Genomic DNA, 10,984 nt, shown 5'->3' on the forward strand with positions numbered 1-10,984 from the left:
CGCTCGGCTGTCGGGGCGGCTCCGCCCGCGGGCGGGGGGGGGCGGGCTGGGGGAGCGGCGCGGGGGGGCGCGGCCCGTCCCGGTGCGCGGCGGCGCGGCGGTGGGCGGGGCCACCGCCCCCGACGCCGGGGCCGGTGAATGGGCCGGGGTCGCCCGGCTCGGTGGCGAGGTCGGCGCGCTGCTGGCGGCCGGCCTCGCCGTCGCCGGGCTCGGCCTCGTCGCCGACCTCTGGCGGCTGCGCACCCGCTTCCTGCTCGCCGGTACGGCGATCGCCGCGCTGTGCGTGGTGCCGTACGGGCGTACCGGCCTCGTCGGCGGGGTGCTGGCCGCCTGCTGGATCGCCGGGGTCGCGCTGGCCTTCCGGTCCCTCGACCACGCCGACGCGCTCGCCGGGACGGTCGGGGTGGTGACCGCCTTCGGGATCGGGGCCTGCGCGGCGGTGGAGGTGATGGACGGGCTCGCGGCGCTGCTGAGCGTGTTCGCGGCGGCGCTGACCGGGTTCCTCATGCACAACTGGCCGCCCGCGCGGATCGCGCTCGGCGCCACCGGCTCGCTGTTCACCGGGTTCGTGCTCGCGGGCGCGGCGCTGCTCACGCGCGCGGGCGGGGAAATGTCCGTGTCCTTCGGCGTGTTGTTCGCCCTGACGGCGGTCGCCGTGGCGGACGTCCTGCTGGTGCTGCTCGCCCGGCGGCTCGCGGGGCGGGCGCTGCGCGCGGGCGGTCCGGATCATCTGGCGCACCGGTTGCGCCGCGCGGGGCTGACGGCCCAGGGGGCGACCGTGGTGCTGGGCGCGGGCGCCTTCGCCGCGGTGGCGGTCGGGGTGCTGGTGCACACGGGGTGGGCGGGTGCGACGGCCGTGCTCTGGGTGGCGGGCGGGGCCCTGATGGTCGTAGCGGCGCTGCTTCGGGTGCATGGGTCGCACGGGGCGCACAGGGCGCTGGGCGGGCACGGGGAGCACAGGGAGGGCGGGGTGCACGGGGAGCGTGGGGTGCACGCAACCTCTGCTAGGCGGGGCGCGTCTTCCCAGGCCAGAGCGCGGTTGCGTGTAAGGAACGGATAAGAGTTGAGTGAGGTTGACTCAGCTCTGTTGACCCAGTCGGGAGAGTCATGCACACTTGAGTCCGTTCCACTCAAGTCAGCTGGAGGAAACAACCATGGCACGTGCGGTCGGCATCGACCTGGGCACGACTAACTCCGTCGTCAGCGTTCTGGAGGGCGGCGAGCCCACCGTCATCACCAACGCAGAGGGCGCCAGGACCACGCCGTCCGTCGTCGCCTTCGCCAAGAACGGTGAGGTGCTGGTCGGCGAGGTGGCCAAGCGTCAGGCCGTCACCAACGTCGACAGGACCATCCGGTCGGTCAAGCGCCACATGGGCACCGACTGGAAGATCAACCTGGACGGCAAGGACTTCAACCCGCAGCAGATCAGCGCCTTCGTGCTCCAGAAGCTGAAGCGCGACGCCGAGGCGTACCTGGGCGAGAAGGTCACCGACGCGGTCATCACGGTCCCGGCGTACTTCAACGACGCCGAGCGCCAGGCCACCAAGGAGGCCGGCGAGATCGCGGGCCTGAAGGTCCTGCGGATCGTGAACGAGCCGACCGCCGCCGCCCTGGCGTACGGCCTCGACAAGGACGACCAGACCATCCTCGTCTTCGACCTCGGCGGTGGCACCTTCGACGTGTCGCTGCTGGAGATCGGCGACGGCGTGGTCGAGGTGAAGGCCACCAACGGTGACAACCACCTCGGTGGTGACGACTGGGACCAGCGGGTCATGGACTACCTGGTCAAGCAGTTCCACTCCGGTCACGGCGTGGACCTGTCCAAGGACAAGATGGCCCTCCAGCGGCTCCGCGAGGCCGCCGAGAAGGCCAAGATCGAGCTGTCCTCGTCCACCGAGACCTCGATCAACCTCCCGTACATCACGGCCTCCGCCGAGGGCCCCCTGCACCTCGACGAGAAGCTGACCCGCGCCCAGTTCCAGCAGCTGACCGCGGATCTGCTGGAGCGCTGCAAGACCCCGTTCCACAATGTGATCCGGGACGCCGGCATCCAGCTCGGCGAGATCGACCACGTGGTCCTGGTCGGCGGCTCCACGCGCATGCCCGCCGTCGCCGAGCTGGTCAAGGAGCTGACCGGCGGACGCGAGGCCAACAAGGGCGTGAACCCGGACGAGGTCGTCGCCATCGGCGCCGCCCTCCAGGCCGGTGTCCTCAAGGGCGAGGTCAAGGACGTCCTGCTGCTCGACGTCACCCCGCTGTCCCTCGGTATCGAGACCAAGGGCGGCATCATGACCAAGCTGATCGAGCGGAACACGACGATCCCGACCAAGCGGTCCGAGATCTTCACCACCGCCGAGGACAACCAGCCGTCGGTGCAGATCCAGGTCTACCAGGGCGAGCGCGAGATCGCGGCGTACAACAAGAAGCTCGGGATGTTCGAGCTGACCGGTCTGCCCCCGGCGCCGCGCGGCGTCCCGCAGATCGAGGTCGCGTTCGACATCGACGCCAACGGCATCATGCACGTGACCGCGAAGGACCTGGGCACGGGCAAGGAGCAGAAGATGACCGTCACCGGCGGCTCCTCGCTGCCGCGCGACGAGGTCGACCGGATGCGCCAGGAGGCCGAGCAGTACGCGGAGGAGGACCACCGCCGCCGCGAGGCCGCCGAGACCCGCAACCAGGGCGAGCAGCTCGTCTACCAGACGGAGAAGTTCCTCAAGGACAACGAGGACAAGGTCCCCGGCGAGATCAAGACCGAGGTCGAGGAGTCCGTCGCCGAGCTGAAGGAGAAGCTCAAGGGCGAGGACGCCGCGGAGATCCGTACGGCCACCGAGAAGGTCGCCGCCGTCTCCCAGAAGCTGGGCCAGGCCATGTACGCGGACGCCCAGTCCGGGCAGGCCGCGGGCGGTGCCACCGCCGGTGACACGCCGAAGGCCGACGACGACGTGGTGGACGCGGAGATCGTCGACGACGAGCGCAAGGACGGTGCGGCGTGACCGAGGAGACCCCGGGCTTCGAGGAGAAGCCCGACGTCCCCTCCGGCGCGACCCCCGACGACGCCGAGCCGAAGTCCGCCCCCGAGGAGGGGGCGGCTCCGGCCGGGGACGGGACCGGCACAGCGGGTCTGGTGGCCCAGCTGGACCAGGTGCGCACGGCGCTCGGTGAGCGCACGGCGGACCTCCAGCGGCTCCAGGCCGAGTACCAGAACTACCGCCGCCGGGTGGAGCGGGACCGGATCGCGGTCAAGGAGATCGCTATCGCGAACCTTCTGACCGAGCTGCTTCCGGTGCTCGACGACATCGGCCGGGCGCGGGAGCACGGCGAGCTGGTCGGCGGTTTCAAGTCGGTGGCGGAGTCGCTGGAGACGGTGGCGGCCAAGATGGGCCTCCAGCAGTTCGGCAAGGAGGGCGAGCCCTTCGACCCGACGATCCACGAGGCCCTGATGCACTCGTACGCGCCGGATGTCACGGAGACGACATGCGTCGCGATCCTCCAGCCGGGGTATCGCCTCGGCGAGCGCACCATCCGTCCCGCGCGGGTGGCGGTCGCCGAGCCGCAGCCGGGCGCGCAGACGGTCAAGGGGGCCGACGCCGAGTCCGCCGACGCCGATGCCGCCGAGACCAAGGAGAGCGGTGGCCCGGACGAGGGCTGACGCGACGCGGAAGCCCGCGATGACGGGCGGACCTGGGAAGACCGGGAAGACCGGGAAGACGGGGAAGAGGACGCGGAAGGAGGGACGTCGGGGATGAGTACGAAGGACTACATCGAGAAGGACTTCTACAAGGTCCTCGGCGTCCCGAAGGACGCCACCGAGGCCGAGATCAAGAAGGCGTACCGCAAGCTGGCCCGGGAGTACCACCCGGACGCCAACAAGGGCAACGCCAAGGCCGAGGAGCGGTTCAAGGAGATCTCCGAGGCGAACGACGTCCTCGGTGACCCCAAGAAGCGCAAGGAGTACGACGACGCCCGCGCGCTGTTCGGCAACGGCGGCTTCCGCCCCGGACCGGGCGGCGGCCAGGGCAACTTCAACTTCGACCTCGGTGATCTCTTCGGTGGCGGCCAGCCCCAGGGCGGCGGCGGGGGCGGCGGCTTCGGCGGCGGTCTCGGCGATGTCTTCGGCGGCCTGTTCAACCGCGGCGGGGCCGGACCGGGGACCCGTGTCCAGCCCCGGCGCGGCCAGGACATCGATTCCGAGGTCACCCTCAGCTTCACCGAGGCGATCGAGGGCGCGACCGTCCCGCTCAGAATGTCCTCGCAGGCCCCCTGCAAGGCCTGCTCGGGCACCGGCGACGCGAACGGCACGCCGAGGGTGTGCCCGACCTGTGTCGGCACCGGGCAGGTGGCGCGCGGCTCGGGCGGCGGGTTCTCGCTGACCGACCCGTGCCCCGACTGCAAGGGCCGCGGCCTGATCGCGGAGAACCCCTGCGAGGTCTGCAAGGGCAGCGGCCGGGCCAAGTCCTCGCGCACCATGCAGGTCCGTATCCCGGCCGGGGTCCATGACGGCCAGCGGATCCGGCTGCGCGGCAAGGGCGGGCCGGGCGAGCGCGGCGGCCCGGCGGGCGATCTGTATGTGATCGTGCATGTCGGTGAGCACCCGGTGTTCGGCCGCAAGGACGACAACCTCACCGTCTCCGTCCCCGTGACCTTCACGGAGGCGGCGCTCGGCGGCGAGGTGCGGGTCCCGACGCTGGGCGGCCCGCCGGTCACCCTGAAGCTGCCCCCCGGCACGCCCAACGGCCGCACCATGCGGGCCCGGGGCAAGGGCGCGGTCCGCAAGGACGGCAGCCGCGGTGACTTGCTGGTGACCGTCGAAGTGAGTGTTCCCAAGGACCTTTCGGGGAAGGCTCGTGACGCGCTGGAGGCGTATCGCGAGGCGACCGCGGGTGAGGATCCGCGGGCGGAGCTGTTCCAGGCCGCGAAGGGAGCTTGATCGAGATGGACGGCCGTCGTCCCCGTCAGCGCGGGGGAATTCCCGAAATGACCGAGGAGACCCCGGTCTACGTCATCTCGGTGGCGGCCCAGCTCTCCGGTCTGCACCCGCAGACACTGCGTCAGTACGACCGTATGGGCCTGGTCTCCCCGGACCGCACCGCGGGCCGGGGCCGGCGCTACTCGGTCCGGGACATCGAACTGCTCCGTCAGGTGCAGCAGTTGTCGCAAGCCGAGGGCATCAACCTGGCCGGTATCAAGCGCATCATCGAGCTGGAGAACCAGGTCGCCGCGCTCCAGGCCCGCGTCGCCGAGCTGGAGGCCGCCGCCGACGGGGCCGCCGCGGCGATGCGCCAGCGCGAGGCGCAGGTGCACGCGTCGTACCGCCGCGATCTGGTGCCGTACCAGGAGGTGCAGCAGACCAGCGCGCTGGTGGTGTGGCGGCCGAAGCGGCAGCAGTCGGACTGACCGGCAGAAGCGGCAGCAGATCGGACTGACCGGCCGAAGCGGCGGCAGTCGGACTGACCGGCCGGTTCCATGAACGGTCGAGGGCCGGGAGGGCGAAAAAGCCTCTCCCGGCCCTTACTCGTGTCCACCTCGGCGGCCTCCGAAAGTGCCCGGTAAACGGAAGCGGATATTGCCATCTCGTTAAGCCGTATCGCTTGACGCTTCCGGCACTTGACGCGTTGGCTCTTCAGTCATTCGGGTTGTGCCCCGCCACCCGCGTCCCGTCCGCACATGAAGTGAGCACCGAATGCGTCGTATCGCCCTCTCCGTGGCCACGTCCTCACTCGTCCTCTCGCTCGCCGGCTGCGGTGTCCTGGGCGCGACGGGGGACGCCGGTGACGCCACCCCGACCAAGGGCGACGACCTCACGGTCGGACTGCTGCTCCCGGAGAAGGCCAATACGCGCTACGACCGTTTCGACCACCCCATCTTCGAGCGGAAGGTCGCGGAGCTGACCGAGAACCGGGGCAAGGTCGAGTACGCCAACGCCGACGCGGACGCGGCGCGCCAGCGGACCCAGCTCCAGCAGATGGTCGACAACGGTGTCGACGCGATCGTGCTGGACGCCGTCGACGCCAAGGCCATCGCGGGCGGGGTCCAGAAGGCGAAGGACGCGGGCATCCCGGTCATCGCCTACGACCGGCTGGCCGAGGGCCCGATCGACGCGTACATCTCCTTCGACAACGAACTCGTCGGCGAGGTGCAGGGCCGCACCCTGCTGGAGGCGCTGGGCAGCGGTGTCTCCGCCTCCGACCGGATCGTGATGATGAACGGCTCGCCGACCGACCCCAACGCCGGCCAGTTCAAGCAGGGCGCGCTGGACGAGCTGGAGGGTCAGGTCACGGTCGCCGAGTCGTACGACACCAAGGACTGGAAGCCGGAGAACGCCGAGGCGAACATGACCGCGGCGATCAAGGAGATCGGCGCGGACAACATCGCCGGGGTGCTCGCCGCGAACGACGGCATGGCGGGCGGGGTCATCAAGGCGCTGGAGGCGGCCGGGGTCACCGAACTGCCGCCGATCACCGGACAGGACGCCGAACTGGTGGCCGTGCAGCGGATCCTCACCGGCGACCAGTTCATGAGCGTGTACAAGTCCTATCCGCAGGAGGCCGAGGCCGCCGCCGAGATGGCGGTGGCCCGCGTACAGGGCAAGGACATCCAGTTCGACGCGCTGACCCGGGACCGGGTGGACAGCCCGACGCACCAGGACATCCCCTCGCAGCTGGTGACGGTGGTGGCGCTGACGGCGGAGAACATCGAGGACACCGTGGTGGCCGACGGGATCTACCCGGTGTCGGACATCTGTACGGCCGAGTACGAGGAGGCCTGCGCGGCGGCGGGTCTGAGCTAGCGCCCCACGGCGCCTTCGCCGGTCGATCTCTCCCGGCGGGAGAACGGCCACCGCACGGGGCGCCCCCGGCCGGGAAACGCACCCCGCCCCGCGCCGACCTGCGCTCTCGCGCACCTCACCCCCACCGCCGCAAGCCCCGTACACCGTCGTCATCTTGTGGTGCGCGAAGGTGCGGGGGACGGGGGAAACCGGTGCAGAACGGCGGAATCTCGCGGCGCCGTTCCGAAGAGCCGTGTTGCGGAGCAGGTCCGGGCCGCGCATAGTTGCGGAGCCGAAGGGGCTCGTCGGTGCCGGCCTCCCGGGTGTGCCCGGGGCCCGTCGGCGGACCGCGCCGACGACACGGAGAGGCTGGAACCGGGGGTGGAATGGGCGATGGCCGGGCACGGAAGGGAGCATCCCCACGGTGCCGACCGACTGTGCGAGGCCGGGGACCGCGTGTACTCCCGGGCCGTACGGCGCGGCCGGGTGCCGCGCCGCGACGCCGGGCCGGTGCCCTGTCTGCTGGAGCTGGCCCTGCTGCACCCGGACCCCGATGACATGGACTGGCTGGTCCCCACGGCCCCGCAGGAGGTCATGACCCGGCTGCTGCGCGGGGTCTACGACGAGGTCAGCGCGGGCCAGCGGCGGGTGGGCGCGGCCGTGGCCGCCGTCGAGTGGTACGCGGGCCTGGGCGGCCCGGCGCCGGCCTCGGCGCAGGGCGAGGGCACCGCGATCCGGGTGCTGGACGGCCCCGCCCGCATCCAGGCGGCGCTGGACGAGGCGACGGAGGCGTGCACGACCCAGGTGCTGACGGTCCAGCCGGGCGGTATCCGCCGGGAGCACGAACTGTCCGAGGGCCTGCATCGCGCGCTGGCGCTGCGTGGTCGCGGCGTACGCATGCGCGACCTCTACAACCATGTCGCCCGGCACGGTCAGGGACTGCTGAACTATCTGGAGCTGATGGGCGAGGCGGTGGAGGCCCGGACGCTGGACGAGGTGATCGACCGGCTGATCCTGTTCGACCGTACGGTGGCGTTCATCCCGGCGAACGCGGACCGCACGATGGCCCTGGAACTGCGCCACCCCGGCCTGGTGGAGTACCTGGTGACCGTCTTCGAACGCCTGTGGCGGCTGGCGATCCCGCTGACCGCCCCGCTCCCCGACACCGGCATCGAGGGCATCTCGCACCGCGAGCAGTCCATCGCCGCGCTGCTGGCCGAGGGACACCAGGACGCGGTGATCGCCGAACGCCTGGGCATCAGCGTCCGTACCTGCCGCGCGCACATCGCCCGTCTCTCGGAGACCCTGGGCGCCGCCAGCCGTACCCAGCTGGGGGTGCGCATAGCCCAGGTGGGGCTGGAGAGCCCCGCCTCCGCCCCGGCCGGGCTCACTCTTCCCGGTCAGGGTCGACAATCCCCGACCGCGCGATGAGATAGCCGAGCTGCGCCCGGCTCTCGCTGCCGAGGGTGGCGGCGAGCTTGGCGATGTGGACGCGGGCGGTACGGATGTTCATGCCGAGACGTTCGGCGATGACGGCGTCCGTGTGACCGTCGACGAGCAGCCGCGCTATGGCGTGCTGGCGATGGGTGACGCCGTTGAGGGCGGGCTGCTGGACGGCCTGGGGGTACATCGGGGTGGCCAGCCGCCACAGGCGGTCGAAGGTCGTCGCCAGGTAGGTCACGAGGGCGGGGACCCGGATCTCCAGGGCGAGGGTGCGGTCCGTGTTCGCGGGGAGGAAGGCGACCTGGCGGTCGAGGATGATCAGGCGCTCGGTCACCTCGTCCAGGGTGCGGGCCTCCACATCGCCGGAGAGCCGGTCGTAGCGCCCGGCCGTGATCGGGACGTGTCGCAGGGTGTGCTGGTAGAGGGTGCGGATCCGGGCGCCGCGGTCGAGGAGTTCCTGGTCGCGCCGGATGGCTTCGGCGTGGATCTCCACGGGCTTGCCGACCAGGCCGTTGTGCGGCTGGACGCAGAGCATCTCCTCGGTGGTGGCGGCCATGGCCCGGGCTATCGCGTCGTTGATCACGCGCAGTCCGCTCAGTGCCGCGACGCCCGGGTCCGCCGGGGGACCGGCGCGGCCTCCGATCCCGATCAGCGGTTCGAGCAGCTGGGTCAGCCGCGTCTCGCGCCGGCGCTCGTCGGCGACGCGCAGTGCGGAGGCGCGCAGGAAACGCTGGATCGCGAGGGCCGGGGACACCGGCTCCAGCCGGTCCAGGTCGGTGAGCGCCGGGACCAGCAGCCCGATGTCCACCAGACAGGGCACCGGGGCAGCCGCCGCGCTGGTCACCGACCCTTCGCGCAGGGCCAGTTCGTAGAGTGCGAGGCCGGCGGGGCACAGGTCTTCCACACCATGCTCGTGGTGGGGCGCGACGCTCACTCGATTGCACCCTCCTCGGGGATCCCCGGCCCGGCGGCCGGGCGGTTCACCGCGTTCAACGCTGCTGACCCTTGTCCAGAATCCCGGACTGGGCGATGAGATAGCCGAGTTGGGCCCGGCTGCCGCTGCCCAGCGCGGTCGCCAGCTTGGCGATGTGGGCGCGGCAGGTGCGGACGTTCATCCCGAGGCGGCGGGCTATCGCCTCGTCGACATGGCCCTCCACCAGGAGCTTGGCGATGGAGTGCTGGATGTCGGTGATGCCGTCGGGGGCGGTCTCGTACGGGGCGCCGGCACTCAGTGGGACCGCCCGGTCCCACATGAACTCGAAGACCTTGATCAGATAGTTGACCAGGCCGGGGTGGCGCAGTTCGAGGGCCACCTGCCGGTCGTCGCGGATCGGGATGAACGCGACCGTCTCGTCGCAGATGATGAGGCGCTCCACCAGTTCGTCGATGGTGCGGTATTCCGCCTTGCCGTCGGCGAACTGGTCGGTGTAGGCGATGCGTTCGGGGCTGTGGCGCGCGGTGTGCTGGTAGAGCGTGCGGATGCGGACCCCGCGCTCGATGAGCGTACGGTCCCGCTCCAGCCCCTCGATCAGCCGGTTCTCCGGGCGGCGGCCACGATTCGGCTGGATCGTGAGCATCTCGTTCTGGCACTGGGCGGTTGCCAGGTCGAGCGCCGAGTTGATCCGGTCCAGCCCTTCCAGCACGGTGATGGAGTGGGTGGGGGCGACCTCCCGGGCGCTGAGCGCCATGAACGGCTCGAAGGCGTCCGCCAGCTCGATGGTCAGCCGCCGCCGCTCGGTGATCTCCCGTTCGAGCGAATTGAGCCGCTGGGCCAGGGCGATCGACGGCGCGACGGGCACCAGCCAGTTCGGGTCGTCGGGGTCGGGGTGGAGGAGGGCGAACTCCATGAGGCAGGGAGCGGTCTCCACCTCCGTACGGGCGACGCGTCCTGTCCGCAGAGCGTTGGCATAAACGCGGCCACCTTCTGCACACAGCTCGGTCACCACGTGGGGATGTGTCGCTTTCATCCCATTCGAAACCAAATTTCCACCCCCCAGGGTCCTGAACGTGCAGGAACATGATGCACCGATTGTGTGGCCATGACGTGCCTGAATGAGCCATCGTCTTATCCGACGGGGGAAGAGGGGACCTTCAAGTGAGGACGAAGCCGACTATGCGTAAGAGAATGCTTCGCTCGATGCTTGTCGCCGCCTTGTCCACCGTCCTGGCCTTCGGTGCGCTGAGTGGCCTCGCCGGTGGGAAGAGTGGCGACAATGAGGCGGGCAGTGTTCAGTCGCGGGGGGCTGTAGCCATCGGAACGGATCTTGTGACCGCTCCGGTCGGCATGAATGACAGCGTCTGGGATTGACATGACTACACCACCCGATGACCGCTCCTTCCGCCGAGAAATGGCCACGGCCTACCGCTCGGGCTGGCACTTCATCGATCTGGTCACCGCGCTCCCCCACAGTGGTGACTCGTTGATGGTGACGGTCTTCGGTGAGCCGGTGGTGGTGACCCGGGACGAGGACGGGGACGTGCGCGCCTATCGATGTCTGCGCCGGCCCCGGGGCGCGCCGCAGCCCGTGCGGTGTGCCATCCGGTACGGAATGATCTTCGTCAATCTGGACCAGCGAGACCATCAGCTGGCGGAGCCCACGCCCGCCGCGGAACGAACCATCTCAGCCACCCCCCGCAGTGCCTGACGCGATTCCCCCGTCGTAACAGATCGCTCAGGTGCTTCCCCCCGGCCGCCGCGGGCGCGGGGCGCCGGGGGCGGGCGGGCGGGGCGGCGGCGGGGGGGGGGGCGGGGGGGCGCGGGGGGGTCGGCGG

The 10,984-nt window shown here is 70.9% G+C and carries 10 protein-coding genes; 8 read left to right on the forward strand and 2 right to left on the reverse strand.

The window, feature by feature from the left end; all coding sequences use genetic code 11:
• The 7 genes from ACFXAZ_RS35160 to ACFXAZ_RS35190 all read left to right on the forward strand — a co-directional run.
• Window positions 1–1,060 (forward strand): MraY family glycosyltransferase (locus tag ACFXAZ_RS35160; protein ID WP_384599657.1); only part of this gene is annotated, 1,060 nt, incomplete at its 5' end.
• A 94-nt stretch (window positions 1,061–1,154) separates the two neighbouring features.
• A complete protein-coding gene (gene dnaK, locus ACFXAZ_RS35165; RefSeq protein WP_384599660.1) occupies window positions 1,155–2,996 on the forward strand; it encodes a molecular chaperone DnaK in 1,842 nt (613 codons plus the stop codon).
• The gene (grpE, locus tag ACFXAZ_RS35170) at window positions 2,993–3,652 is read left to right on the forward strand and encodes a nucleotide exchange factor GrpE (RefSeq protein WP_384599662.1); all 660 of its coding nucleotides are present in this window, start codon (window positions 2,993–2,995) and stop codon (window positions 3,650–3,652) included. Before dnaK ends, grpE begins: the two co-directional genes overlap by 4 nt.
• 93 nt (window positions 3,653–3,745) lie before the next feature.
• The gene (gene dnaJ / locus ACFXAZ_RS35175; protein WP_384599664.1) at window positions 3,746–4,930 is read left to right on the forward strand and encodes a molecular chaperone DnaJ; all 1,185 of its coding nucleotides are present in this window, start codon (window positions 3,746–3,748) and stop codon (window positions 4,928–4,930) included.
• 5 nt (window positions 4,931–4,935) lie between these two features.
• A complete protein-coding gene (locus ACFXAZ_RS35180; protein WP_384599667.1) occupies window positions 4,936–5,397 on the forward strand; it encodes a heat shock protein transcriptional repressor HspR in 462 nt (153 codons plus the stop codon).
• 286 nt (window positions 5,398–5,683) lie between these two features.
• Complete coding sequence (locus ACFXAZ_RS35185; protein ID WP_384599670.1) at window positions 5,684–6,790, forward strand: sugar ABC transporter substrate-binding protein; 1,107 nt, start codon at window positions 5,684–5,686, stop codon at window positions 6,788–6,790.
• A 372-nt stretch (window positions 6,791–7,162) separates the two neighbouring features.
• The gene (locus ACFXAZ_RS35190; RefSeq protein WP_384599673.1) at window positions 7,163–8,200 is read left to right on the forward strand and encodes a LuxR C-terminal-related transcriptional regulator; all 1,038 of its coding nucleotides are present in this window, start codon (window positions 7,163–7,165) and stop codon (window positions 8,198–8,200) included.
• Here ACFXAZ_RS35190 and ACFXAZ_RS35195 read toward each other — a convergent pair.
• Window positions 8,157–9,146 (reverse strand): helix-turn-helix transcriptional regulator, encoded by a 990-nt coding sequence (locus ACFXAZ_RS35195; RefSeq protein WP_384599676.1) that lies wholly within the window; start codon window positions 9,144–9,146, stop codon window positions 8,157–8,159. The genes ACFXAZ_RS35190 and ACFXAZ_RS35195 overlap by 44 nt on opposite strands.
• Window positions 9,147–9,201: 55 nt before the next feature.
• Entirely contained in the window at window positions 9,202–10,179 is a 978-nt protein-coding gene (locus ACFXAZ_RS35200; protein WP_384599679.1) for a helix-turn-helix transcriptional regulator, read from the reverse strand.
• A 342-nt stretch (window positions 10,180–10,521) separates the two neighbouring features.
• On the opposite strand from ACFXAZ_RS35200, the gene ACFXAZ_RS35205 reads away from it, so the two are divergent.
• Window positions 10,522–10,857: a hypothetical protein gene (locus ACFXAZ_RS35205; RefSeq protein WP_384599682.1), complete on the forward strand. Its 336-nt coding sequence runs from the start codon at window positions 10,522–10,524 to the stop codon at window positions 10,855–10,857.
• Window positions 10,858–10,984 lie beyond the last annotated feature (127 nt).

The sequence above is a fragment of the Streptomyces sp. NPDC059477 genome (genome assembly GCF_042749375.1).
Lineage (GTDB): Bacteria > Actinomycetota > Actinomycetes > Streptomycetales > Streptomycetaceae > Streptomyces.

Bases quoted from the DNA above. Each gene is read 5' to 3' on its own strand.
- ACFXAZ_RS35185 (WP_384599670.1), top strand. From the start codon at position 5,684: ATGCGTCGTATCGCCCTCTCCGTGGCCACGTCCTCACTCGTCCTCTCG.
- ACFXAZ_RS35200 (WP_384599679.1), bottom strand. From the start codon at position 10,179: ATGAAAGCGACACATCCCCACGTGGTGACCGAGCTGTGTGCAGAAGGT.
- ACFXAZ_RS35205 (WP_384599682.1), top strand. From the start codon at position 10,522: ATGACTACACCACCCGATGACCGCTCCTTCCGCCGAGAAATGGCCACG.
- dnaJ (WP_384599664.1), top strand. From the start codon at position 3,746: ATGAGTACGAAGGACTACATCGAGAAGGACTTCTACAAGGTCCTCGGC.
- dnaK (WP_384599660.1), top strand. From the start codon at position 1,155: ATGGCACGTGCGGTCGGCATCGACCTGGGCACGACTAACTCCGTCGTC.
- ACFXAZ_RS35190 (WP_384599673.1), top strand. From the start codon at position 7,163: ATGGCCGGGCACGGAAGGGAGCATCCCCACGGTGCCGACCGACTGTGC.
- ACFXAZ_RS35180 (WP_384599667.1), top strand. From the start codon at position 4,936: ATGGACGGCCGTCGTCCCCGTCAGCGCGGGGGAATTCCCGAAATGACC.